This window comes from Koromonas humicola, assembly GCF_059726255.1.
Map to the genome: position 1 here is coordinate 876,456 of NZ_AP040873.1, position 25,842 is coordinate 902,297.

At 55.2% G+C, this 25,842-nt stretch carries 23 protein-coding genes; 6 read left to right on the plus strand and 17 right to left on the minus strand.

The genetic code is table 11. The features are described 5' to 3' along the window. Positions 1–745 precede the first annotated feature (745 nt). Genes fdh through nrfD (AC6IZD_RS03885) form a run of 3 tightly spaced genes read left to right on the plus strand, consistent with a single transcriptional unit; the run spans position 746 to position 5,918 of the window. Positions 746–3,928 (plus strand): formate dehydrogenase, encoded by a 3,183-nt coding sequence (gene fdh / locus AC6IZD_RS03875; RefSeq protein ID WP_497786366.1) that lies wholly within the window; start codon positions 746–748, stop codon positions 3,926–3,928. 45 nt (positions 3,929–3,973) lie between these two features. Next, entirely contained in the window at positions 3,974–4,789 is an 816-nt protein-coding gene (locus tag AC6IZD_RS03880) for a 4Fe-4S dicluster domain-containing protein (RefSeq protein ID WP_497786367.1), read from the plus strand. A gap of 40 nt (positions 4,790–4,829) precedes the next feature. Further along, the gene (gene nrfD / locus AC6IZD_RS03885) at positions 4,830–5,918 is read left to right on the plus strand and encodes an NrfD/PsrC family molybdoenzyme membrane anchor subunit (protein WP_497786368.1); all 1,089 of its coding nucleotides are present in this window, start codon (positions 4,830–4,832) and stop codon (positions 5,916–5,918) included. A 33-nt stretch (positions 5,919–5,951) separates the two neighbouring features. Here the strand turns inward: nrfD (AC6IZD_RS03885) and AC6IZD_RS03890 are convergent, their stop codons facing one another. The 16 genes from AC6IZD_RS03890 to AC6IZD_RS03965 form a co-directional block, all read right to left on the minus strand. Further along, positions 5,952–6,251: a cytochrome C oxidase subunit IV family protein gene (locus AC6IZD_RS03890; protein ID WP_497786369.1), complete on the minus strand. Its 300-nt coding sequence runs from the start codon at positions 6,249–6,251 to the stop codon at positions 5,952–5,954. Beyond that, on the minus strand, positions 6,248–6,901 hold the full coding sequence (locus tag AC6IZD_RS03895) for a cytochrome c oxidase subunit 3 (RefSeq protein WP_497786370.1): 654 nt from the start codon (positions 6,899–6,901) through the stop codon (positions 6,248–6,250). The genes AC6IZD_RS03890 and AC6IZD_RS03895 overlap by 4 nt, the downstream gene beginning before the upstream one ends. Beyond that, complete coding sequence (ctaD, locus tag AC6IZD_RS03900; RefSeq protein ID WP_497786371.1) at positions 6,894–8,516, minus strand: cytochrome c oxidase subunit I; 1,623 nt, start codon at positions 8,514–8,516, stop codon at positions 6,894–6,896. The genes AC6IZD_RS03895 and ctaD overlap by 8 nt, the downstream gene beginning before the upstream one ends. Then, complete coding sequence (gene coxB / locus AC6IZD_RS03905; protein WP_497786372.1) at positions 8,516–9,541, minus strand: cytochrome c oxidase subunit II; 1,026 nt, start codon at positions 9,539–9,541, stop codon at positions 8,516–8,518. The genes ctaD and coxB overlap by 1 nt, the downstream gene beginning before the upstream one ends. Next, positions 9,538–10,344, minus strand: a complete 807-nt coding sequence (locus AC6IZD_RS03910) for an SCO family protein (protein ID WP_497786373.1) — start codon at positions 10,342–10,344, stop codon at positions 9,538–9,540. Before AC6IZD_RS03910 ends, coxB begins: the two co-directional genes overlap by 4 nt. Beyond that, positions 10,341–10,904 (minus strand): hypothetical protein, encoded by a 564-nt coding sequence (locus AC6IZD_RS03915; protein WP_497786374.1) that lies wholly within the window; start codon positions 10,902–10,904, stop codon positions 10,341–10,343. The genes AC6IZD_RS03910 and AC6IZD_RS03915 overlap by 4 nt, the downstream gene beginning before the upstream one ends. Next, positions 10,891–12,078: a hypothetical protein gene (locus AC6IZD_RS03920; RefSeq protein WP_497786375.1), complete on the minus strand. Its 1,188-nt coding sequence runs from the start codon at positions 12,076–12,078 to the stop codon at positions 10,891–10,893. The genes AC6IZD_RS03915 and AC6IZD_RS03920 overlap by 14 nt, the downstream gene beginning before the upstream one ends. Next, entirely contained in the window at positions 12,075–12,686 is a 612-nt protein-coding gene (locus tag AC6IZD_RS03925) for a c-type cytochrome (RefSeq protein WP_497786376.1), read from the minus strand. Before AC6IZD_RS03925 ends, AC6IZD_RS03920 begins: the two co-directional genes overlap by 4 nt. After that, entirely contained in the window at positions 12,661–13,197 is a 537-nt protein-coding gene (locus tag AC6IZD_RS03930) for a DUF3341 domain-containing protein (RefSeq protein ID WP_497786377.1), read from the minus strand. Before AC6IZD_RS03930 ends, AC6IZD_RS03925 begins: the two co-directional genes overlap by 26 nt. Further along, positions 13,194–13,406 carry a hypothetical protein gene (locus AC6IZD_RS03935; RefSeq protein WP_497786378.1) on the minus strand — a complete coding sequence of 71 codons (213 nt, stop codon included), beginning with the start codon at positions 13,404–13,406 and terminating at the stop codon, positions 13,194–13,196. Before AC6IZD_RS03935 ends, AC6IZD_RS03930 begins: the two co-directional genes overlap by 4 nt. Before the next feature lie 113 nt (positions 13,407–13,519). Further along, entirely contained in the window at positions 13,520–14,593 is a 1,074-nt protein-coding gene (nrfD, locus tag AC6IZD_RS03940) for an NrfD/PsrC family molybdoenzyme membrane anchor subunit (RefSeq protein WP_497786379.1), read from the minus strand. Then, positions 14,590–17,562, minus strand: coding sequence for a 4Fe-4S dicluster domain-containing protein (locus tag AC6IZD_RS03945; RefSeq protein WP_497786380.1), 2,973 nt, complete (start codon positions 17,560–17,562; stop codon positions 14,590–14,592). Before AC6IZD_RS03945 ends, nrfD (AC6IZD_RS03940) begins: the two co-directional genes overlap by 4 nt. Then, entirely contained in the window at positions 17,550–18,200 is a 651-nt protein-coding gene (locus AC6IZD_RS03950) for a cytochrome c3 family protein (RefSeq protein WP_497786381.1), read from the minus strand. The genes AC6IZD_RS03945 and AC6IZD_RS03950 overlap by 13 nt, the downstream gene beginning before the upstream one ends. A 722-nt stretch (positions 18,201–18,922) precedes the next feature. Next, positions 18,923–19,240 carry a histidine kinase dimerization/phospho-acceptor domain-containing protein gene (locus AC6IZD_RS03955; RefSeq protein WP_497786382.1) on the minus strand — a complete coding sequence of 106 codons (318 nt, stop codon included), beginning with the start codon at positions 19,238–19,240 and terminating at the stop codon, positions 18,923–18,925. Between the two features lie 411 nt (positions 19,241–19,651). Beyond that, positions 19,652–20,170 (minus strand): transposase, encoded by a 519-nt coding sequence (locus AC6IZD_RS03960; RefSeq protein WP_497786383.1) that lies wholly within the window; start codon positions 20,168–20,170, stop codon positions 19,652–19,654. Between the two features lie 2 nt (positions 20,171–20,172). Continuing rightward, the gene (locus AC6IZD_RS03965) at positions 20,173–22,467 is read right to left on the minus strand and encodes a nitric-oxide reductase large subunit (protein WP_497786384.1); all 2,295 of its coding nucleotides are present in this window, start codon (positions 22,465–22,467) and stop codon (positions 20,173–20,175) included. Between the two features lie 236 nt (positions 22,468–22,703). Between AC6IZD_RS03965 and AC6IZD_RS03970 the strand changes: the two genes are divergently transcribed. From AC6IZD_RS03970 to AC6IZD_RS03980, 3 genes are all read left to right on the plus strand, one after another. Next, complete coding sequence (locus tag AC6IZD_RS03970; protein ID WP_497786385.1) at positions 22,704–23,138, plus strand: cupin domain-containing protein; 435 nt, start codon at positions 22,704–22,706, stop codon at positions 23,136–23,138. A gap of 57 nt (positions 23,139–23,195) precedes the next feature. After that, entirely contained in the window at positions 23,196–23,477 is a 282-nt protein-coding gene (locus AC6IZD_RS03975) for a 2Fe-2S iron-sulfur cluster-binding protein (protein WP_497786386.1), read from the plus strand. Positions 23,478–23,557: 80 nt separating this feature from the next. Continuing rightward, the gene (locus AC6IZD_RS03980) at positions 23,558–23,809 is read left to right on the plus strand and encodes a hypothetical protein (protein WP_497786387.1); all 252 of its coding nucleotides are present in this window, start codon (positions 23,558–23,560) and stop codon (positions 23,807–23,809) included. 686 nt (positions 23,810–24,495) lie between these two features. Here AC6IZD_RS03980 and AC6IZD_RS03985 read toward each other — a convergent pair. Then, positions 24,496–25,149 carry a helix-turn-helix transcriptional regulator gene (locus tag AC6IZD_RS03985; RefSeq protein WP_497786388.1) on the minus strand — a complete coding sequence of 218 codons (654 nt, stop codon included), beginning with the start codon at positions 25,147–25,149 and terminating at the stop codon, positions 24,496–24,498. Positions 25,150–25,842 lie beyond the last annotated feature (693 nt).

Consider the following 25,842-nt stretch of genomic DNA (forward strand, 5'->3'; position numbering starts at 1 on the left):
TCATCAGACTTATCAGGAGGAAGATGATCAGAATCAGTCGCAGTCGAGCCAGAGCAGCAAACAGACGCCGGGTCAGGCGACTAGTCAGGCTTCGAAAAGTGTTCGGAGCAGATTCTCGAGGGCTGCGTTACCCGCGCGAAACAGATTTCTACATCACACCCCTGAGCGGGGAGTCAGTGAAACTTCGCGGTAACAACGAGCTGAACGGAGCTGAGAATCATCAGGCCCGGGTGCATGGACGCTATGCGAACTCAAACCAGAGCGCCAGTAACGCATCGGGCCAAGAGAGTCAAAGCAATGCAATGAGCAGCGCGAGTCAAAACTCCCAGCCAGGCCACATGGGAGGCAATTCGAATGCGAGTAACCAGTCAATGAGCGGGAATTCCAACCCTCAGACCGGACAGGAGTTCGAAGTGACCAAAGTGGATTCTGTGAGCACAGCTTGCCCTAGTGACAGCCAGACTGACACCCAGAAGAAGTAGTCTTGGTCTGAGGCCTAAGTGTTCGCCGCCTTACGCTCTGGTGTTTGTCAGCGGCTTGGGCCTCAGCACCATGATCACAGTACTCTCGACCACTCAACTGCGAATGTGCAATTCCAGTGACTGTTAGCTGCAGGATGCACTCAGAACGGTCGGGAAGTACGCCGAACAACATTTGCTTAGAGGTTCACTCGTCTCGCGTATTCGCCCGCGACAACCCGATACTTCGGGCGGTGAATCTCAGTTCACTTAACCTGGTGATTTCGATGTTTGAAGGTGGGTTCATTAAAGGTTGGCATCTGTTGAAGCAGGTGCGCTCAGGGGATTGGCGCGCCACTGGTGAAACAGCTTGGAGTTCGCAGACTAAGTCTCTGCTCCCGCGCCATCATGACGCACAGGTCACTTCTTCTGTGTGTCCGTACTGCGGAGTCGGCTGTGGACAGCTCATTTACCATACGAAAGATCAATTAATCAGCATCGAAGGCGATCCGAATTCGCCCATCTCGCGCGGACACCTCTGTCCCAAAGGGGCAAATACGCATGAGTTGCACACACATCCCAATCGGCTGAAGAGCGTAAAGTACCGTCCTCCCTATTCCACCAAGTGGCAGGATCTTCCGCTCGAGCAAGCGATGGACATGGTCGCCCAGCGCGTGTGGGAGACGCGCGACCGCTCTTTTGTTGAGGAGCAGGATGGCCGGGCGGTGATGCACACACTTGCAATCGCGCACCTGGGCGGAGCGACGCTCGATAACGAGGAAAATTACCTTATAAAGAAACTGTTCGCTGGCGGCTTGGGGATGAATTGCATCAGCAACCAGGCCAGGATATGACATAGCTCTACTGTGCCCGGTCTGGGCACGTCATTTGGTCGTGGCGGTGCAACTACCGCACAGCAGGACCTGGCGAACGCTGATGCAATTCTCATCATGGGATCTTCGATGGCAGAAAACCATCCAGTCGGATTCCAGTGGGTCATGAAGGCGCGAGAGAACGGAGGCAAAGTCATCCATGTTGATCCGCGCTTCACGAGGACCAGCGCGATGGCTGACATCTGGGCTCCGTTGCGTCCCGGAACAGATATCGTCTTCCTCGGCGGACTGATCAATTACGTCCTTACAAATGAAAAGTTCTTCCGTGAGTACGTCGTGCATTACACGAATGCCCCGACGATCTTGCGTTCTGATTTTCAGGATACAGAGGATCTCGGCGGCGTGTTCTCTGGGTGGGACCCCGAGAAGAAGAAGTACGATTTCACGACCTGGCTCTACGAAGGCGAAGAGAAGAAAGAGGCGCAGCCCGGGCATTCTGCGGCAGGCGGAGGACACGGCAAAGACCGGGGCGGTGAAGCTGGCGAGGCAGGCGAACAAACGGAAGACCTAACCTTGGAGCATCCCCGTTGCGTGTTTCAGGTGTTGAAGAGACACTTTGCACGCTACACGCCGGAGTTCGTGGAGCAACAGTGCGGCACACCGAAGGACGTCTTCCTCAAAGTGGCTGAGACATTTTCAAGTGCGAGCGGACGCGAGCGTACCGGTGCCATGTGCTATGCCGTTGGATGGACGCAACACTCCAAAGGACCGCAGATCATCCGGACGGCAGCCATTCTGCAACTGCTGCTCGGAAACATCGGGCGCCCCGGCGGCGGAATTCTGGCGTTGCGGGGCCACGCCTCCATTCAAGGCTCGACCGACATCCCGACGCTTTACGACATTCTTCCGGGATATCTGCCAATGCCGTTTCTTGAAAGTGACAGCGCCGATCTGAACGACTACATCGAAAAGCACCGATCGCAGACCGGATGGTGGTACTTCTTCGACAAGTACATTGTTAGCCTGCTGAAAGCGTGGTACGGCGAACAGGCGACAGCGACGAACGAGTTTGGATTCGGGTGGCTACCGCGCGTCACGGGCGATCACAGCGAGTTCGGCTACTGGCTCGACATGGCAGATGGCAAACTCGACGGTCTGTTCGTAATGGGCCAGAACCCCGCTGTCGGCGCGGCGAATGGAAGGCTGGAACGCAAAGCTCTTGCAAAGTTGAAGTGGCTCGTAGTACGCGACATGGTGGAGACCGAGACCGCAAGCTTTTGGTACAACTCGCCTGAAGTTGGACGTGGTGAATTGAATCCGGAAAGTATCGCGACAGAGGTCTTCCTGTTTCCTGCCGCGGGCCAGGCGGAAAAGAGCGGAAGCTTCACCAATACGCAACGCCTCCTTCAATTCCACAACAAGGCAGTAGAACCTCCGGGGGACGCGCGTAGCGAAATGTGGTTTATGTATCACCTTGGGCGGCGTTTGAAGGCGAAAGCTGCCGCAGACCCGCGCCCGCGCAATGCTGGTCTAAACGCCTTAACTTGGGACTACTCTACTCACGGCGAGCACGCGGAGCCCGACGCGCAAGAGATACTCCAGGAGATCAACGGTTACACGGTGGCTGACAGAAAGTTACTGGATGGTTTCAAGAACCTCGAAGCTGACGGCTCGACTGCGTGCGGTTGCTGGATTTACTCCGGCGTCTTTCCTGAACAGGGGAAGAACAAAGCGAATATGCGAGAGCCGCACAACTACCTCGGTCATGGTTGGGGATATGCGTGGCCGTCAGATTGTCGCATCCTCTACAACCGTTGCTCGGCAGCACCAAACGGCGAACCGTGGTCAGAGCGCAAGAAGCTAGTCTGGTGGGATAAAGCGACAGAGGAGTGGACGGGCGTTGACGTCCCTGACTGGAACAAGCAGAAGAAGCCGGACTATAAGCCAGCCGACGGCTCAAAAGGAGAGGATGCCATTGCTGGTGATAAGCCCTTCCTCATGCATCCCGACGGACGGGGATGGATATTCGTTACAAGCGGCTTGAAAGACGGCCCGCTGCCCACTCACTACGAGCCTCTGGAATCGCCTTTCCCGAACGCACTCTATCCGGATCACCCAACGAATCCGCCTGCCCAGAAGAAAGAGCGTCCAGATAACCGTTACATTTCCGAAACAGGGGATGCGCGGTTTCCTTACGTACTCACCACGTATCGCCTAACAGAACACCACACGGCTGGCGGCATGTCGCGCACACTGGGACATCTTGCAGAACTGCAACCGGAGCTGTTTTGCGAAGTTTCGCCAGAGCTGGCGGGCAGTATCGGCTTGCAGCACGGGAATTGGGCGACGATCACGACGCCCCGTGGAATTATCGAGGCGCGCGTCCTGGTAACTACGCGCATGACTCCGTTGTGGGTGGCCGGAATTAAGGTACATACAGTTGGACTGCCGTACCACTACGGCTATAACGGCGAGTCTAAGGGAGACGTTGTGAACGATCTGCTCGCAATCAGTGAGGAGCCTAACGTACGCATCATGGAAACCAAGGCCCTAGTCTGCGACATTCAGCCGGGTAGGCGAGCGAGAGGTGCAGGCGCGCTCAGTGAGTTGAAAGACAAACTGAACGAAGCTGCATGAACACTTTTGATCAGGGAACAGCAACGGACCATGGTGGAGACAGATATGAGCGCGACATTGTTTCAACCGAAAAAAACCGCGTTTCTGACGGACTCGACACTCTGCATCGGTTGCAAGGCGTGTGAGGTCGCGTGCAAGGAATGGAATCAACTTCCCGAAGATGGCCTGAACTGGTCTGGCCTCTCCTACGACAATACTGGCGCAGTCGGCGCCTCAAGCTGGCGGCACGTGAAGTTCGTGGAAGGAACGCCCCAACCCGGATTCGGAGGCAATGCTCCGGAATCGTTTTCGTGGGAGTTCTCGTCGGATGTCTGCAAACATTGTGTGAATGCCGGATGCCTCGAAGCATGTCCCACCGGATCGCTTGTGCGCATGGAGTTCGGAGCTGTGTACCTGCAACCGGATATCTGCAACGGGTGCTCGTACTGTGTTGTGGCTTGTCCTTTCGGAGTTGTGCAGCGCAATGAAAAAGATGGGCGCGCGTTCAAGTGCACATTCTGTTCGGACCGCCAGCGGCTGGGATTAGAACCGGCGTGTGCGAAAGCTTGTCCCACAGAGTCGATTAAGTTTGGCGAGCTTGAGGAGTTACGTGTTGAGTCGTTCGTGCGCGTTGAGCAACTGCATTCGCAGGGCATGAAAGATGCACAGGTTTATGACCCGCGCGATACGAGTGTGCAGGGAATCCACGCCATGTTTATTGTTCGCGGTGATCCGAGGCAATACAATCTTCCGCCTAAGCCTGAGGTGCCGACCATCTACTTGAAAGACGGCTGGCGCGCTTCGGCCATTGGTGCAGCCCTGTTGCTGGCGGGTACTGTCGCAGCGTTTCTCGCGTCACCGCGACAACATATTGGAGTTTAGGTAGTCGTCCGCGCAAGTTCGAGGTGAATTTCAGAACATCATGAGCAGCGAGACACAATTTCCATGTCGAGCGACCGAGGGCCGTCTGCTTCAGATCCGCAGGGAAGCAGAGAAGCGAGGCCACGTAGCGGCACCGGGCGTCAAGCCTGCAGGAGCACCCTTTCCCGTTGCCTCGCCCGAAACCGGTTATTACGGTATCCACCTGCTCAAAGAACCCCAGTGGAGTTGGGAAATTCCGGTGTATTTTTTCGTCGGAGGTGCTGCGGGATCAGCGGCGATCATCAGTACCGTGGCGCGTTGGATTGGACACGATGAGCGACTAGCCCGCGACGCGCGCTTCGTTGCTGCAGGGGGTGCGATTCTCTCAAGCGCACTGCTCGTTGCCGATCTTGGAAAGCCAGAGCGATTCCTGAATATGTTGCGCGTGTTGAAGCCGCAGAGCGCTATGTCAGTAGGTGCGTGGGTGCTAGCCGGATTTGGAACATTTTCGGGCGCCGCAGCAATATCAGAACTGATCAGCGCGCGAACCAACGTACGTCCCATCTCGATTGCAGGTGAAGTAGCGCAATTCGTGTCATCTGCATTCGCGCTTCCGTTTTCAAACTACACCGGAGTGCTCATTGGTGCCACGGCCATTCCTGTCTGGAATCACAACATCAAGACACTGCCGGTGCACTTCGGAATGTCAGGACTCAACAGCGGCGTCAGCATCCTCGAGTTGTTAGGCCATGACCATAGCACCGCATTGAATCTGCTGGGTGCATATGCTGCTGTGCTCGAAACGTATGAGGGGGTTCATGTTGAATTGCGGCGAGATCCGGTTATTAACGAACCGCTGAAGCGTGGCGCCAGCGGTTGGATTACGCGCATCGGCGGAGTTCTGTCAGGTCCCGTACCGCTCGCGCTTCGAATAGCCGCTGCGCTGAGTTCGCGGCGAACGTCCACCCGGTTGCGCCGCATAGCCGCTTGGAGCAGCATCTCGGGATCCTTGCTGACGCGCTTTGGCTGGGTTCGGGCGGGATATGCATCCGCACGCGATTGGCGCCTTCCTTTGGACATCCAGCGCGAACGTAGCCGTCCAACCGGATTGCACTCCGAAGAAGTGTCAGCTCATCTGAAGGCTAGTTGATGTTCTTGCTTCTTCGTCCGCGAGATTCTGACTTCACTTGCCTGGGAATGGTAGCCAACCGCGAGTAATGTAATCACACAGCGTCAATGTGAAGAGTATCAGGATCCACATCACGCCTCCTGCGACGACAACCTTCACCAGCTTTGTTTCATAGAAGACGTGCATAAAGAATCCCGCGATCAGCAGCGCTTTAGCCCCGGCAATCAACAGTCCTATGATCATGCTCATTCTGCCAAGGTTAAGCAGTGCGAGCAGCGAGGTCAGCAGAGTTAGGCCCAGCAGACCAAGCCACGTGAAAAGATATACGGGCGCTGAAACGCGAGGATGGTTCATTTCAGATGGGCTCCCGGAATATAGAAAATTGCGAACAGAAAGACCCACACCATATCGACGAAATGCCAGTACAGTCCTATGTTGTCGATTGGAGTGTGGTACCCGGTTGAGAAGGAACCGAAGAGACTGCGCGCAAGCATCACTGCAATCAGGCCCATGCCGATGATCATGTGCGTGGCATGCAGGCCGGTCATGATGAAGTAGAAAACAAAGAAGAGCTGCTCGTGGGCTGCATAAGGACTGGTGGAGTGGAAGTTCAGCCCAGGTACTTTGCTATCCAAATAGTGTAGATAGTATTCATAGAACTTGAACCCGAGAAAGACCATGCCGATGAGGATAGTTGCCAGAAGGAAGAGCGCGAGGCGGGTTCTTCTCCCAGTTTCGGCGCTGTGCACAGCCATCGCCATGGTCAGGCTGCTACAGATGAGCACTGCCGTATTCACAGCGCCAATCAAGAACTCCATCTCTTTGCTGCCCACCTCAAAGCCTTGATAGAAGTTGAGCCGATACACGGTGAAGGCCATAAACAGGCCGCCGAAGAGCATGAACTCGGTGATGATGAACACCCACATCCCAGCCGAGGCAGTCTCGCGCTGCTGCTCGGGGTTGTGAAACTGTTCTCGGACGACGATGGATACGGGATCAGCCAAGTTTCAGCTCCTCTTTTTGCGTCTCAAAGTCGTAAGCACCCCAAGTGACGGTGGGTGTCTCCTCGAAGTTGTGGGTGGGCGGAGGCGAAGGCGTCTTCCACTCGAGGCCCGTAGCTCGCCAAGGATTGGGCGGGGCGGGATCGCCATACTTCCACGCCCAGATTAGATAAATCAGCGGCACAATGTAACCAACTCCCAGGATGGAAGCCCCAGCTGTGGACAACACGTTGAGAATTTGGAATTCGGCAGGGTAACTAGCATAGCGTCGCGGCATCCCCAAATAGCCGAGAACAAATTGCGGGAAGAATGTGAGATTGAAACCGAGAAATACCGTTAGCGCACAGAGCTTGGCTATGAACTCCGGATACATCTTGCCACTGATCTTAGGCCACCAGAAGTGGATGCCGCCGAGGAATGCCATCACTGTCCCACCGACCATGATGTAGTGGAAATGCGCGACGACGAAGTATGTATCAGTAACGTGGACATCCAATCCTAAAGCAGCAAGAAACAGCCCTGTCATGCCTCCAATACTGAAAAGTCCAACGAAGCCGATGGCGTATAGCATCGGAGTAGATAATTCGATGGAACCGCGATACATCGTTGCCGTCCAGTTGAAAACCTTGATTGCCGAGGGAACGGCGACCATGTAGCTGAGGAAGGAAAAGGCCATCGCCGAGTAAACCGAGAGCCCAGCGACAAACATGTGATGCCCCCAGACGAGGAATCCAACGACGGCGATGGCCATGCTCGAGAAGGCGACCGCCTTGTAGCCAAAGATTGGTTTCCGCGAAAACGTGGGAATGATTTCGCTGACTACCGCCATGGCGGGCAGCACCATGATGTACACCGCAGGGTGCGAATAGAACCAAAACAAATGCTGGAAAAGCACCGGATCGCCACCAAGAGCGGGGTCGAAGATGCCGACCTTGAACAGGCGCTCGACGGCGACCATCAGTAAGGTGATGGCGAGCACCGGCGTGGCTAGCACCAGGATGAGACTGGTAGCGTACGTTGACCAAATGAAGATTGGCAGCCGGAACCAGGTGAGTCCCGGGGCCCGCATGCGATGAACAGTGGCTATAAAATTCAGCCCGGTCATGATCGACGAGAAGCCTGCGATGAAAATTCCTAGCGCAGCCGCAATAACGTATGTGGTGGAATATCCCGTGCTGAAGGGAGTGTAAAAGGTCCAGCCGGTATCAACGCCACCGCGCGCCATAGCAAAGAGAGTTACCATTCCCCCCAACATGAACACATACCAACTCGCCAGGTTGATTTTAGGAAAGGCGAGATCCTTGGCCCCGATCATCATGGGAAGCACAAAATTGCCCAGTGTGTTGGGAATGGAAGGGATCAGGAAGAACCAGACCATCATGATGCCATGCATGGTGAAGAGCTTGTTATACGTGGCCGGAGTGACGATGAGACCGTGAGGCGATAACAGGTTCAGACGCATCAACAACGCGAACAGTCCGCCAACAAAAAAGAAGCCGGTAATCGAAAAGATATAGAGAAGGCCGATACGTTTGTGATCGGTGGTCAGCAGCCACGAGAGAATTCCCGTCTTCTCATTCAGATAGTTCTTTTCGATTGTGAGTGCGGTGTTCGACATCAGCGTTCTCCTGGTTCAGGGCCGTTCAGCGGTGGAACTCCGGGGCCGGCGATTCCGGGTTGGATTCCATATCCTTTGGGCGTGTCACCGGAACTGGAGGGCATCTCAGTGCCCGGCGCCTCTCCGATAGCCTTTATGTAAGAGATCAACGCGATCACCTCCTCCTCCTTGAGTTGGAATGTGGGCATGATCGGCTGGTACCCGTACACGATCTTGGCATTCGGCTGAACAATGGATTCGCGCAGATAGCTGTCATCCGCGACGATGGTTCGTCCGCCGTCGATTTGCACCGGCCGGTTGTAAATTCCTTTCAGGTTCGGACAGCGTCCGGAAGTGTCAAGACGATGACAGTTGCTGCAGCCGTACTGGTGAAAGAGTTTCGCGCCCGTGGAGGCCAATGAGCCTTCAGCTGCACCCTGTTCAAGCCAGCGCTGATACTCCTTTGGCTCCATGGCATAGATCCAGCCAATCATCTGGGAGTGATTCGTGCCACAGTACTCGGCACAGAACAGGTGATACGAGCCGGGCCGCTCGGCCTGGAACCAGATCGTGGTATATCGACCGGGGAGCACGTCTTGTTTGACACGAAAGTCGGGAACAAAAAAACTGTGAATGACGTCCTGAGAAATCATGTTGAGACGGATCGGCTTTCCGACCGGGATGTGCAGTGTATTGATCTCGCGCTGTCCACCCGGATGTTGCGTCTTCCACATCCACTGCTTAGCTACTACATAAACCTGCACAGAGTTATCCGGGGGGCGCTCAATGTTGAAGTACAGATGCACGCCGAAGTAAAACATCACCAGAAACAGCAACGTTGGCAGGGTGATCCAGGTCACCTCGGCCGGGATGTTCAGGGCATTCTGCGACGGAAGTTCGTTCGGCGAGCGTCGGCGATATTTAGAGACGGAGTAGATAAGAAAGACCGCGATACCTGTGCCCACTGCACCGCACAGAACGACCATCGACCAGAAGAAGAGATCGTATTCCCGTGAGATCGAGCTTTGCAGCAGGGCGAGGGTCATGAGGCGCGCACCCCTTTGCCGTGACGCAGCAGATCTACCTTCCAGAGCGCCGCAAGTGTAATTCCCCCCAACACCAGAGTGAGAACCGCGCCCAACCGCAGTATGTTCATCACCATCGCACCGTACCGGCCCTTGGTGGGATCGTAGTGGTAACAGTAGAGAAGTATCTGATCGGCTCGACTTCCGATTTTTCCGTGCGAGGCTTCGATCAATCCGAGCTTAAGGTCCTTAGGTTCGTAATCAATGCCATAGAGATACCGTGCAATCTTGCCGGAGGGCGTGAGCATCATCACGCCACTCTGGTGAACAAACATTTGGCGCGGCTGATCGTAGCGGTAATGGAAACCAATCGCTTCGGTGGTGGCGTGAATCGAAGGCTCCGCGGCAGTGAGGAAGTGCCAGCCGTTGGTACCGGCTGATGGTGAATAAGCACGGGTGTAGCGGTCGCGCGCCTCGCGAGCTGCGGCGGTGGTCTCGGCAGGATTGAAGCTGAATACGACAACCTCGAAGTCACGACCGGGTTTTATGGAGAGAGGACGAAGTCCGGATACGACTCCGTGCAGCACCTGGCTGCAGAGCATGGGGCAGGTGAAGTAGACCGGCACCAGGAGCACCGGACGCCTACCGAAGAAGCTGCCCAGTTTTACCTCCATGCCCTGCTCATCCAGGAACACCGTATCGAGCGGTACCTGCGCATTCAGTCGCTGATCGATTCCCACGCCCACAAGACTTGGCAGGCTTTGGGCTGGCTGCGCGAGGCAGAGCGTTGCAACAAAAACTATCAGGATCGGCAGATACTTCATCGCGGTTCCGGTTCCACCTTTCCTTCAAAGCCGGTGAGCGGATATCCGGCCTGCGGCTGTGGCTGAAATTGTTTTGGGTCGAAGGGATGTGGCTGAATGCCGCGCTGCACTGTGAGCTCTATCGCTCGCTCAATTGGAATTGCGACGATCCCCTTGTTGCGTTCGATCCAGCTATAGCTGTTCAACGCGGCTGAATTTTCAGCGTTGAACTCAGCCAAGTCGCGTGCGGGCGATTGTTGCAGTCGCGGCTCTGGCGGGACGTGCACGTACTGCGCCTCCTCCGCCTGTGTTGGCGTTGACCCTCCCTGATGAACATGAACAAAATGCTCGAAAAGAAAATAGAGCAGAGTAATGCTGAGCCAGGTGAAAACCAACATCCCCACTCCCGCAAGCACCACCCACTTCGCCCGGAGATCGCTATGCTCAAAGCGCACGCTCGGACGAACGGTGTCGCCTGCGGGTTCAGAGAAGGTCCATCCGAGGAACGCCGCGACGGCAGCCATTGCCATCCAGAGTGCCCCGGCAGGCGATGAGCTCAGCTGTTTTTTATCGCTCGCCATGATGTAGCGCCCTCTCAAGGTTTGGACTCTTAAGCGGAATCAGCGGAAGTTTCTCCAGTTGCCAGAGAAACGCAGCCATCCACAATCCGCCCAGAGCAACAGGTGTGGTGAAGTTAAGCCAGTGGAGCGCGACAGCGTTCGTGTGCAGTGCTGGCATGGTCTCCCAATAGAGATCGACAAACCGCATCACCAGCAGGATTGCGATGACGGAGGACAGTGCCCATGGACTCCGCTTCAGGCGACGTGAGAGCAGCAGAAAGAAGGGAAGACCAAACTGCAGTGCTGCTAGCGAAATTCCCACGCCCGCCCAAGTCGTTGCAAATCGCGGATAGTACCAGTGGATTTCGCTCGAGAGATTACCTGACCAAACAATCAGCAACTGCGAAAATGCGAAGTACGCCCACAGCATGACGAACATCAGCAGCAGCTTGCCAAGATCCTGGAAGTGCGCAGGACGCAGCAGACGGCTCATTGGCTCCGTGGTTGAAAGCACAGCTAGCACGACAATGGCGAACGCCATAGCGGACAGTCCCTGGCTGGCAACGAAGAGAAATCCCCAGATCGTCGAGTACCAATGATTGACAAGCGACTCTGCCCAATCCACCGACGCGAATGTGACGGTAAAGACATAGATGATCAGACCAGGCGCGCTCAGGCGCTCCAGTCGCGGTCGCTGCCCGCCAATCTCGTCTTCCGCTCGCGACCAGCGATTGAGAAGGTAAATGATGGTTCCCCAGATGATGAAGTAAATCACCGCGCGAAGAACAAACATCGATGGATTCATGTACCCGCTGCGATGCCGAAGAACATCATCAACGCGCACCAGTTCCGGATGAGCCCACGTGTACAGGTAAGGAATCCCGATGATGATGGGAATGAAAAGCAGGGCATCCAGGGCGAGCGTGCGGCTGGCCGCCTCTGAGACTCTGCGCGACATTGTGCCCCACGCCCCACCTGTGAGGTACTGCGTCATAACCAGCGCCATCGAGCCCAGCGTGAGGCCGATGAAGAAGAGATATCCAAACAGATAGGAACCGTAGAACTCGCGAGCGTTGAAGACGGCTCCGATGCAGGAAATGATCAATAGAACAATCCCAACCATGAGGGCGCGGTTGCGCCAGCGTCGCACTCCCGTGGGTTGCAGAAGATAGCTTGTGGGCACGACCGTGCTCATTGGTGATCCTCCAATTTCCCGCGTTGATCCGCTGGAACATCTGCAACAGTGGCGTTGCGGCTCAGTTGCAGTGCATGGATGTAGGCAACGATTGCCCAGCGATCGGCAACATTGATCTGCGCAGAGTAGTCGGGCATGGCCCCATATCCATTGCTGATGACCTGGAACATGTATCCGGGCGGCGCATTGCGCAGGCGCTCGCTTTGCAGATTGGCTGGCCACTTGAATCCGCGCTTCGCGATCATGCCGTTACCGTCTCCGAGCGGGCCGTGGCAGGGAGTGCAGTAGATGCCGAAACGCTGCTGTCCACGCTTCAGCAATGCGCGACTGACCGGCACCGGCATAGCTTCCACGAAGCGCCCATGATCGGCGCCGGTGTGCATCGGGTCAGTATCGTTGAGTGCGTCGCGCGCGATAGTGTTCGGCGGAATCGGGCGCGCCGATCTGCCATCGGCAAAAAAGCGGCTGGCCTGTAACGGGAGCACCTTGGGCTGGTCCTGCATATCGCGCCGGCAACTCGCGCACAGCGCAGCCAGGCAGGCAACTGCGGCAAATGCGGCGGAGCGCGCCGCAGTACGACCGCTACTCGTTGATGACCTGCGATACATGCAGCGGCTCCAGTTCTGAGAGAAAATCCTCGATCTTTTCCGCATCAAAGTCCCACTCGCGGGCCTCAATGCAGAGCAGAAACCGGTCCTTGGATACCCGGGCGGCCCCGCGTGCGTTGAAGATGGGGTGGTGCAGCAACGGCAGCCCGCAAAGCCAGAGCGTACCGAAGAAAGCTGCTGCGGCTGCAAAGAGTACGGAGAGTTCGAAAATGATGGGTATGAATGACGGCCAGCTATTAAGCGGACGTCCGCCGATGTTGGTCGGATAGTCTATGACCGCAATGTAGTACTGCAACACCCAGGCAGTAATGCCGCCGCAGAGTCCGCCCGCGAGAACAATGGCGGGGACAGGATCGCTGCCGGGTACGACTTCGTCGAGTTCTTTCACCGGATAGGGAGTATAGGCTTCGAAGTACTTGTAGCCCCTATCGCGAACAGCCCGCGCCGCCTGCAATAGCTTCTCCGGATCATCAAACTCGGCAACCACACCGTAGACTGGCAACTCAGTCATTTCTCGGCACCTCCTCCCGGCTTCGAGAATGGCAGCAACTGGCGCACTTCAAAGATCGAGATCATCGGCAGGAAGCGGACGAACAGCATGAAGCACACGGTAAACAGTCCGATGGAGCCGAGCAGAATCCCGAGGTCCCATCGCGTTGCGACGAAGTTGGCCCAGGCGGATGGCATAAAATCGCGATGCAGTGAACTAACAATGAGCATGTACCGCTCCAGCCACATGCCATACAACACAACCACGGCCACAAAGAAGAGCCGCCCGGGTCGGACGCGGAATGACTTGAACCACAGCAGTTGTGGAATAAAAACATTGCACGTCAAGGTGAGCCAATAGGCCCATGCGTAAGGCCCAAACGCCCGGTTGTGCACCACGTACATCTCAAAGCGGTCGCCGCTGTACCAGGCAGTAAAGGGTCGAAGGCATAGGTGTAAGCGAGAATCAGACCGGTGCTGAGCATCAGCTTGGCGCAGTTATTCAGGTGACGCTCAGTGATCAGGTTTTGCAGTCCATAAACCGCTCGTAACGGAATAGCCAGGATCAGCACCATCGCAAACCCTGAGTAGATTGCCCCAGCGACAAAGTACGGGGGAAAGATGGTGGAGTGCCATCCGGGAACTATGGCAATGGTGAAATCGAAACTGACAACTGTGTGCACAGAAAGAACAAGCGGCGTAGCCAATCCCGCGAGTAGCAGCGATGCCGTGTCATGCCAGCGCCAATGCCGAGATGCTCCGCGCCATCCCAGGCAAAGAATTCCGTAGAAGGCGTACGCCAGTTTGCTCCGCGACCGATCGCGCAGACTGGCGAGGTCGGGGATCATCCCGAGATACCAGAACAGTAGCGAGACCGTTGCGTAAGTGGAGACAGCGAAGACATCCCAAACCAGCGGACTCCGGAATTGCGGCTGGATTGTCATTGTGTTGGGATAAGGGAGCAGCCAGTAGAGCAGCCACGGACGCCCAAGGTGGATTACCGGAAACAGCCCTGCGCACATCACGGCGAAGATGGTCATCGCCTCGGCAAAGCGATTGATCGAGTTGCGCCAGCCTTGGTTCAGCAACAGCAGGATTGCGGAGATCAGCGTGCCAGCATGGCCGATTCCGATCCACCAGACAAAGTTGGTGATCGGGAATGCCCATGCCACCGGGATCTGTGTTCCGAAGATCGCGATGCCTTTGTACATCAGATAGCTGAATGCAGTGAGAAACACCATCAACGCCAGCATGCCCACGCCAAAAGTGGCATACCAGAAGATAGGTGTTTTGCGCGTGAGCACCAGCGACGTGATCTGGTCCGTTACTGTCCCGAAGGTTTGCCCGGCAGCCAGCACGGGAGCGCCTGCATCAGGAGGCTTTTCAGGAGTCGCCAGGCGCTGTTTCTCTTCGATCACGAGGGGTCTCCCTTCTTGAGCTCTGGATTCGGATTGCGCAATTCAGCCAGATAGCTTGTTCGCGGGCGCGTGTTCAATTCAGCGAGCAAGTCATAATTCAGATTGAGCGTCTTCAACTTCGCCACGCGGTTGGAAGGATTATTGATGTCTCCGAAGACGATGGCTTCGGAGGGGCAGACCTGCTGGCATGCTGTCTTCACCTCACCGTCTCGAATGAAGCGGTTGTCGATACGAGCATGGATATCGGCCTCGCGGATGCGCTGCACGCAGTAGGTGCACTTCTCCATCACACCTCGGCTGCGGACGGTAACGTCAGGATTGCGCTGCAGTTTGATCGACTCCGTCACCCAATCTTGGAACAGCGTGAAGTTGAAGCGACGAACTTTGTATGGGCAGTTGTTGGAGCAATAGCGTGTGCCGACGCAGCGGTTGTACACCATGTCATTCAGGCCATCACTACTGTGATTAGTGGCTTGAACCGGGCAGACGAGTTCGCACGGAGCGTTCTCGCATTGCATACAGGGCACCGGTTGATATGCCGCTTCGGGAGATTCAGCACTTCCTTTGTAGTAGGTATCAATGCGCAGCCAATGCATGGCGCGATGTGTAAGCACCTGCTCCTTCCCGACGACCGGAATATTGTTCTCCGCCTGGCACGCGACTACGCAGGCGTTGCAGTTGACACATTTCGTGAGGTCAATCGACATTCCCCATGCATAGCCGGAGTAGTCCCACTTGGGATAGAGCGTGAGCTTGGGCGGAGGCTCTTTGGATTCCCGCCTGGCGAAGTCCGGTTCCCTCATGTACTCATCCACGCTATGCGAGAGGATGAGATCGCGGCCCTCCATGCGCTGCTCAGTCTGCGTGGTAGCGAGTGCGACGTGCTTGCCAGTCTTCTTGATCTCTACCCCTGAGCCGTTCCACATGGCGTCGGAAGTTCTTATGTGATACGCATTGAAGCCAGCACCAGTGCCGGCGTGTCCCGCTCGCCAGCGTCCCCACCCCAGATGAACTGTTACGGAGTCATCCGGATGGCCGGGGAGAACCCAGACGCCTCCCTCAACGGTTCGTCCTTGCCGGGTCAAGGTCACGACATCGAGGTTCCATACTCCGTATCGTTTCGCAGTTGCAGGACTCAGGTAGATGGCGTTGTCCCAAGTGAGCTTAGTCATCGGCTGAGGCAATTCCAGAAGCCAAGTGTTGTTTGCGAAACGGCCATCGAGGAGATACGGATCGGGGCGGAACACGACTTCCAACTCCTGTGCTGGCTGCGGCTGGTTCAGTGCAGTCGCGAAAGTTGCAGCCGGCGCAGGTGTGATCTGCGGCATAGCCGAGTTGGCGACAATGCCATCGTGCACTGACTTGCGCCACCATTGCTCGAAGTCACTGGCTTCTGAGTGATTTTTCCAGTGCTCGCGAACGACCTCGTAAGAGCTCCGGCCCGGCTGCAATACCAACGCATCCAGCACGCGTAAATGCGAGTAGGAGTCATACATCGGCATGATAAGCGGCTGCAGAATGGATACGCTGCCATCGGGTGCGCGTCCGTCGGCCCACTCTTCGAGGAAATGCGATTCCGGGATGTGCCATGCGCAGTGTGCCGATGTCTCGTCGTCATGCAGACCAACGTGCACCGCATTTCGCACACCTTTCAGAGCTGCGGCAAAATCAAGATCGGCAGGCGCGTTGTAGACGGGATTTCCGCCAAGAATCAGGAGCAACTCGACGGCGCCGGAGCGCATGTCTGCCGCGAGATGCTTGAGCGATTCAATCTGATCTACCGATTGAACTTCAAGGGATGCGGTATAGATGACCGTTCTGCCCGTGTTTCCAAGCTTGGCATTGATTGCGTGCGCAAGCGCCTGTACGGCTGCGGACTGATGTGAGCCAGTAACGACGGCGCACCTTCCGCGATGGCTTTGTAGATCCTGCACTAGGGCGCGCACCCACTCGGGATGAAGCGAAGACGGGGTACCGCTTTCAACCACGCCCAACGCGGCAGCCAACTCGCGAGTGAAGAGTTCAACCTCTGTGTAACGCAATGGCAGTCGATGGTCTGCCTTGCCGCCGGTTGCCGTCATGGTGCTTTCGACCGCATACAAACGGTTCATGTTCGTGCGGTCGCCTTGCGTTCGCCGAAATGCGTAATCGTGCGTCAGTCGAGTGGAGTCTTCACCGCAGGCCAGGAAGTCGGAGTCGAGTGCGAGGATTACATCAGCGTCGGCTAGGTTGTAGCGTGTGTTGACGGCCTGACCGAAGGCGAGCTGTGCGCCTGCACGTGCGGAGTGAGAACCGGCGGGATCAAACTGGTGCCATTGTGCTTTTGGGAACGCAGAGATGACTCTCCGTATGCACTCGCCGAGCGTGGGCGAGACAACGGTCTCAGTCAGAATACGAAGGCCCTCGCCTTGAGAAGCGCGCAAAGAGTCTAACTGCTGGCCGATGGCGATGAGGAAGTTTTCCCAAGTGCGTGCTTCATCGTTGTAACGGATTTGCCTCGCGCGATCGGGATCATAGAGGTCGAGTATGCTGGACTGCGAGTGAACCGAGGTCGCGCCCAGACTTGCAGGGTGGTCCGGATTCCCCTCGACTTTCGTCGGCCTACCGAGATGGCTCTCAACCAGCACGCCTTGGAGGAGGCCCCCAATCGGAACCGCAGTTGCGTAGAATACGGGCTTCCCGGGAATTGCCTTCTCGGGTGGATCAACATAAGGAAGAATCGTCTCCACTGGCTGACGCGTACATCCCGTTACTCCCGCCAGGGCAAAGGACGCACCCGCAAGCTGCAGAAATCGTCTCCGACTCAGCTCTGTGATCGAAGTGCTTCCATCGCAATGCTCTTCGTCTTTGAATCCGGAGCAGTCGAGTTCCTCCAGACGCTGCCAGTAGCCTTGGTACGCGGGCTGGTCGGTCAGCGCTTTGAGAGGGACGAAGTTGGAATTAGGTTTTGGCATGTTCATCGATGGCATGTGGAGCAACTTGTTAGGCTCTGGATGCGGTATTCGCTAACCAGACGTTTCCCGAGCGCGGCCTGATTGTGCGGCGGTGTATACGTCATGTCGAACACCTTGTCTTCGGGACGAACATACTTTTCTGGATGCCTATGGCAGTCTAGGCACCAACTCATGCGCAGATTCTGGGCCTGCCAAGTAAGCGGCATCTTGTCGACGCGGCCGTGACATGAGGAGCAGCCGATTCCCTTATTCACGTGGATGCTGTGATTGAAATAAACGAACTGAGGCAGGTCGTGCACGCGTGTCCACTCGAGCGATTTTCCAGTCCGATAGCTTTGACGCAGCGGTTCCAATATCGGAGCTACAGCCCACATCTGCGAATGGCAGTTCAAGCAAATTTTCGTTGCAGGTAGATTTGCAAACGACGATGTTTCAACGCTGGTGTGGCAGTAGCGGCAATCAATGCCTAGTCCAGAAACATGATGCTCATGACTGAATGCAATTGGTTGTTGTCGGGGAACATCCTGCACGGTCTCGTACGGAGAGCGGACGAGCAGATAGCCAAGCCATGCCATCAGTGCGAGAGCGGCCAATACCCCCAGCAAGGACAGCCGAATAATCGCATTAGCGATAGGCGGGAAGAACTGGGACATCTTCCGTCTATCCTTTCTCTGCGCCAAAATTTCTTTGGGATTCACCCAAAACAGGCCACCTTCTACTGCGCTAGTCTGCGGATTTGGAGGCATGTCACCTACGGCCGCGATGCCCAACATTCCAGCGCTGCAGAAACGCTTTGGGCTGTGTACAGCAACTCAACCACTGCGAGCAGGAATGAATAACAGCAAGTCAGTGACCGGTGGATCGTTCCGATCAAAATCCAAGCAAGAAGCAGAGTGGCTCAAGGCCGATGGCCGAGTCAGGATTCGCCCAATCTGGTCGTGCAACTCGCGCGCTACCATCGTGCGTTCCTCCTCGCGTACTCGTTGCAGGCGGCCCGCAAGCCCGCGCAAGTGCGTTGAGCACGGGCAAATTGATGCTGATCGAATAAAAGCGGATGCAGATGCCTGACGAGAGGATATTGTGCAGCTAAACTGCAGCCAAGGAGAAGAGTTTGAAAAGCAGACGAATTCTCAGGAGATCTATTCCTGTTGTTGCTCTAACGATGGGCAGTGCCGAGGGACGAGAGGATGGTTGCAAGGTACAGAACCCGCACAGAATGTAAAGCATTCCGCTTTGGCCTTGTCGAATGCATGACATTTAACTAAACAGATACACATTTCAGATGATCTGCGGGGGAAACACGTTCCTCGTTTCAGGAACCTGAGTCCCTTACCGCCCCGGCCCTGAGCTCCTGCCCCGACTGCAGATGCTGGTTCTAGGCTGCGGACCCTTTGCTCAGGTGGGACGGGTTGACTTCCGACCTCACCTGGTCGATGAGTTTCACAATCTCCGGCGCGAACATTCGAGGAGTCTCGAAGTCCACCCTCAGCAATTGCGTAACCGTCTCGGCTACTCTAGTCAGTTGCTCCTGTGCCATCCTCACAAGATCACGCGCTTCACTTTGAACATCCTTGTGGGTGGATAAAAGGTCGGTGATGTTCGTGAGTGCCTGGAGTGGATTGTTGATCTCGTGCGCCAACTTGTTCGCAAGCTCCAATGAGTCCGGCGTCCATCTCCTCCTGCGTATAACCAATCATCTGCAGGAACGCTTCGTTTGCGTTCGTAATTCGTTCCATTGCACCCGAGACAACGCCAAGATGCTCTGATCCGTGTAGGAGAGCAAGAGAGGCGAAGAGTTTGGAGTCAAGGCTTGATGTCATGGTTCAGGCTCCCAGCTCGGAGATGCATGTTGATGAACTGCATGTTAGTCGCCAATTTCGGGTCAGCAGTTGAGAGCGATCGAGCTACAGCTTGCACCCACACAGCGATCCGTGAACCCATCGCCTCAGAACAACATACCCATTGCAAAGAGCGCGGGGTATCTGGCCATACACTTTAAACCCGGCTAACGATCTTGGGGCCTTTTCTATTCTGAATCAGTGCTTGCGATCACCTTTTCTCGCAGCTAACGTCACATGAATGCTGAATGGCAGTTGGCGATTTTTTACATCCAGCTGGATTTTTGAGTCGAGCCTGCCCGGAAAACTGTGAGCCACGCGCCCGTGATGCAGAACACGGAGAGCATGAGAATCCACTGTTCGCGTGTATTGTTGTGTCGATGCATCGTGAGGATCAGGATCAGATTCGCAAGGCCTAACAGGGTCAACGAGAGTGCGTGGTGAAATTTGCGGAGCTCAGACTGGAGCCACGAGTCAGGTTGGACTTCAATGACCCGGCCTTCATCGGAATCAGTGCATCGGTATTTAATCGGGCAGTCGTTGCAGTGATGTGCATGCGCCCGATAGCGCACCGTGCTCGATTCCAACACCTCAGTGCGATAGAGGTGTTTACCGTCGGGACATTTCCAGATGTCCAGTTCTGGCTGATATGAGAACCCAACAAGAGGGATCTTTTTCGTCCGCTGATGTGAATGACGCGCGGCGAGTTCAAGGACCCCCGCGACGAGTGCAAGGAAAATCGCGTAGCCGGATGCTAACAGTACCTGAACATCTATACCGTGCATCGCTAACGTCCCTTTGTGGAGTCGGTCAATTCGGTGAAGAGAATGTTCGATGGCTCTACGGCGGGACTATGCCTTCTCATATGACGAACCCCCAACCCGCAGAGATATAGAACAGGCAGAGTACCGCCGAGAATGAACACGATGTCACCCGGAAGTCGCAGCCATTCGATGAGTGAGTTGGTTGAATTTCCAACGAACTTCAGAGTGCGTGCGTCGTAATAGCCATAGGCGATGGAGTGGTAGAGTTGCAGGACCCCCAAAGGAAAGAGCGTCGCAAACACCATCCAGGCCAGCCCGAGATTCAGTGACCAGAAACTGATCTTAGCGGCTCGGTCAGACCATAGCTTTTCGGGAATGATGTAGCGCAAGCAGAACAAAGCCAGCCCTACCGACAACATTCCGTACACCCCCATCATTGCGGCATGACCATGATTGGGCGTGAGAGCTGTACCGATCTCGTAGTACGACACAACGGGAAGATTGATCAGAAATCCAAATATCCCGGCACCCAGAAAGTTCCAAAATCCTACGGCGGCGAGAAACATCACAGCCCAGTAGTGGGGGAACAAGGTCTTCGATTTTGTTTCCTGCTCCGCTCCAAGTTGCAGGAAGCTCCATGCCTCCAGGGTCAGCAGCGTGAGAGGGATCACCTCAGCTGCAGAGAAGAAGGCGCCCAACGACATGTGAATAGCGGGCTCTCCTGAAAAATATAGGTGGTGCATCGTGCCGATTACGCCGCCAGCCGAGTAGAGCACCATGTCCAAATAGATCATGGTTAATGCCACGCGTTCATGCACCACGCCTAACAGCACGAACACATAGGCGACCATGATTGTCGTGAACAATTCGAGGAAGTCTTCTACCCAGAGATGCACGACCCAAAAGCGCCAGAAATCAGTGGTTGTAAAGTGCGATCCGGGGTGAGCGAGCAATCCGACCGCATAAAACGCCGGGATTGACAGCGCCGAAAAGAAAAAGAGCCAGGGCATGTTCCCCATGTGCTCGCCTTGTAGTCGTCCCCGCAGCCCACGAAAGAGAATGATGACCCAGAACAAAAGGCCAACCGTAAGTAATATCTGCCAGAATCGTCCCAAGTCGAGGTACTCAAAACCCTGACTGCCAAACCAGATCCAGGCCTTGGTCTTGAACCATCCTTCGATCCCGACATACTCACCAATCAAGCTCCCAAAAACCACAATCGCCAAAGCGCCCAAAAGGCCATACGCCAGCAAGCTCTGGCCACGCGGTTCGCGACCGGTAATCATCGGGGCAAGGAATATTCCAGCGGCAAGGTATGAGGTCGAGACCCAGAATATTGCAAGCTGCAAGTGCCAAGTGCGCGCGATGTTGAACGGAAGAAGGCGCGCAAGGTCGATTCCAAAAAAGTTGGAGATATCAGCTCGATAGTGCTGGGATGCACCACCCACGAGCGTTTGCAACAAAAATAGCAGGCCCATGACGAGGAAGAACCAGGCACACGCCCGTTGTGCTGGGGTCAAAATGACCAAGTTCGGGGGGCGAAATGAGACCGTCTGCTGTTCACGTCCATGCCAACCTAAGAAGTTCCAGCGCCCAAATGCAGCAAACAGCAGACCGATTCCGCCCAGCAGGGCAATCAGCGATAGGACACTCCACACGATTGCATCAGCAGTCGCCCGGTTCTCGACCAGCGGCTCGGGAGGCCAGTTGTTGGTATAGGAGTATTGCAGGCCAGGCCTGAGAGTCGATGCGGTCCAAGCCGACCAGCTGAAGAATGCGGTCAGTTGGCGAATCTGCTCAGGGTCGCGAATGGCGTTGGGACGAAGGCCATACTTGGTGGTTGGCTCGCCGAACAACTCGCCGTAATAGATACGCAGTTGCTCGAATGCATGCACCTGGGCGGGTGTATAGGTCAGAACGTCGGCAGAACTATCGAACCGATTGTTCTTGAAATCAGTTACCGTCTTCCTCTTGGCGCTGTCCGATGAATCTCCGCCATAAAAATCGGTGACACTGAGCGCTGCACGATGCAGATAATCGGCCGTGAAATCTGGACCCAAATACGCACCATGTCCGAAGATCGAACCGTACTCCATCAGGCCATTTCGAAGGAACACTCCCTGTCCAGCAATAACGTCGCCGCGTGTGAAGAGTAGATGGCCAGAGGTATCTGTGACGCGTGCCGGAATCGGCGGCTCACCAGTGTATGTCCGATACGTCAAGAGCCCCATCACGGTAAAGCCGAAAATCATGACGATTACTACAGCCTGAATCCAACCCCGTGAGATCAGGAATTGCCGTCGTTGAGCGAGTTCCATTCCGCTGCTCCTCATCTGTATGTATCGATTGTTGGCTGCTGGCAGCTATCCCGGATGACAGTCGCGAAGCTTACAACAACAAGTACCGCGCTGAGGGAAGTACGCCTATCACTACATTGGTGACGCATGAATCATTTACGAAAGCTTTTGCACCACCGAGCATTGTGATGCTGACCGACATCAACGCTTTGCCATAGAAATCGGCAGCGAATCTGGTTCATCAGGAGACAAAGTCGATGAGCACACAAGATGAGAGCTGCCGGTCCGATGAATATCGCGCCAGTTTGACGAGGCTTCCTCAGTTGGCTGGAGCGAGCATCCAGTTCAATGTGGCAAAAGAATTGGCAGAACTTCATCATGCCGATGCCTGGGATCAGACAAGCGGACGCAGTTCGAAAACCCTGGCGAAATACGCGGACTTCCGAGTTGTGTTGATTTCGATGAAGGCACACACCCGCATGGATCAGCATCGAGCAGAGGGCAGGATTTCGATTCAGTGTCTTGCGGGACAACTTCGCTTACACCTTCCCAACTCACGAAAAGTAGAGGTGGCAGTTGGGGATGTACTGGTTTTGGATTGTGGAATTCCTCACGATGTCGAAGCCTTGGAGGAGAGTGCATTTCTACTAACTATTTGCTGGCCGACTTCGCACTCAGCAGACACGAAGTAAACCGACTCATCGATGCGTCGGTTAAGTGCCAGTCGTGTTACGAACAGAGGAGGGGAAGTGGCTGACCAAGTCGTACACATCAGAATCAAGCGACAAGGGAAGCCTGGTTCCCAGCCGTACTTGGAAGACTTTGATGTGCGCTGGCGTTCGGGAATGAACGTCATTTCGGCGCTGATGGACATCGCTGCTGACCCTGTCACGACTTCAGGGGTGGCCACATCTCCAATCGTCTACGAGTCCAATTGCCTGGAAGAGGTATGCGGTTCTTGTGCCATGCTGATCAATGGAAAGTCTGCAATGGCGGCGCGATCTCATGGTGGATCGAAGTGTGCTGTTTGAGAACCTGAAACGCTCGAAGGGAAGCATATCCTCTTTCCCGCTGCATCTCCTGCTGCGTGTGCCTGGAGGTATGTCCACAGATGACACAAGAAACCCGCTTCGTGGGCGCAGCCGTTATCAATCAAGTCCGTCTATTCAATCTGCATCCGACGGGCGAGGTACTGAAAGAGGAACGTCTAGAAGCAATGATGGGCGACGGCGGAATTCATGAGTGCAGCTATGCCCAAAATTGCGTTCGCATATGCCCGAAAGAAATTCCGCTGACCACTTCAATTTCCATCGTGTATGGGCAAGTGATGAAGAAAGCCATTGTCGACCTGTTTCGGAGATAGCCGGAAGGGCAAGCACATTTGCCGAGTTGCAGATTCCATCATCTTGGGTGGCTGGTATTTGCCTAACAAGCGGCAGTACAAAGAGTGCATTGTCCTTGCCCTGATATTGCAGGATAACTGAGACGGTTGCACATGGTCAGCTCATGCGCCTACGGAGCAAATACATGGTCAAAAAATGCGCCAATCCAAACTGCAATAGAGAATTTCGTTATTCTCGCGAGGGACATCTCTTCCCATACGAGATCAGAGATCCGGAAGAGCCCTGCCGCGACGTGCCCGCCGTAATCTGCGAGAAGAAACCTGGACACGCCACAGTTTACTTCTGGTTGTGCGGGCAGTGTTGCACCCAATTCAATCTGCAGTTCACGATGAGTGCTGGCATCATCCTCGTACCTAAATCTCCGGAAAGGGATATCCTTCGCGAATCCCAGTGGCAATCAGAAGAACCGAGACGGGATGAAATCGTTGAGCGGAGGTAGGAATCCGCGACCTCAATCGAGGCAAGGCGAGAGAGCTGTGCGTCAAAATGCGAAGCTCAACCTCATCGATCCAACGAGGGAGCGAGGCTTGGATGAGACTCTGAGCCACACTTTCCCGTGCAGCGATGCTCTCTCCTCCATACCGAATCCTTCAGAGGAGAGCGATGGATAAGCAGATACGATGGTGGGAGTGGTTCAGACGCCTGGCTAAATGAGCTTGCGCTGGATTGCATTCATCACGGCTTCGAGGCGATTGTGAGTCCGCAATTTCTGGTTGATGTGATGCAGGTGGTTCCGTAACGTCTGAGCTGTTATGCCTAGATGGTGGGCTACCTCGGCAGAGTCCTTCCCATCGGCAAACAGCTTCAGTACCCGCCTTTCGTGTTCGGACAGTGAGGGAACTGGGGCGGCGCGCACTGGGCTATTGCCTACGCCAGTCAACTCTTTGGAAAGGTGCAGCATTTTGTGAACTAGATCTTCGGTTCTCTTCTGATCGGTAATGTCGTGGGCGAGATGCACGAGCAGTTGACGCCCCGTACGCGGATTATCGAATACGACTGTTGACATGTTGATCCAGACCCGCTGACCAGACCGGGTCTTCGCACTCATATCGAAGTTTGGGATGCTGGCATCTTTCCCGACACACTGTAGTATGCAGGCGTGCTTGTGACAGACTTGTGTGCCGAGTGGGCCCAACCCGTGGAGAAGTTCATAGCACGTCTTGGATAGCGCCTCGGACGCGGTGTACCCGAATAGCTTTTCGGCTGCTTTGTTCCATGAACATATGCTGCCTTCCTGATCGACTGAGAAGGCGGCGTCACTAGTACGTTCGAAAAGTGAAAACAGTTCGCTCTCCAACATTCGCGCCGATCTGCTTTCTAGTACTAAAGATGCTCAATCAACAGTACAGATGCATCATTGTCCAGGATCGGTGTACGAGACGAACGTTGCCCGGGTCTTCCGCGTTTACCTTGGCGAATAGGAGGAAGCCAAGAATTGTACCGTCAAGACCATTCAGGCGGCTCGCATTCCGGACACTGGATATTTATAAACGTCACCCGGTTTAGGATCCCTGCCCATAACAGCATAAAAGCGCACCACTAGGCAATCAGGTAGGAGAACGTGTTGGCGGCATTTGAAAGCTGCCACCCAGTGCAAGAGATATGCTGCCGCTGGCCCGGCTATAGCGCAGAGTTAAGCTGCCGCCCAGTTAGCTTGATTCTGCCACCCTCGTCTTAAGCTCAGGGGGTCAGATCTGAGCGAGGCAGCGGAGAGCTAGTGAGGCGTCCGGGAACTGCGATGGTTCGGCTGCTATGGCCCAGTAAAGACCTCTTCCACGTTGATTAGAGACAGCCGATCTGTTCGATCGAAATGGAATATAACCTTGAAGTCTTTTCTTACGATCTGCGTTCTTGATTGTGTTTCATCTGGGATGATTGCAATCACAACGCCGCGATCGGATGAGTGCGCCACTCTCCGGGAAGCTAAATAGTTCTCTACATCTATTCTGCAGCTTCCGACTGGCGTGGCTCTACGCAAAGACTCTTTGACTTC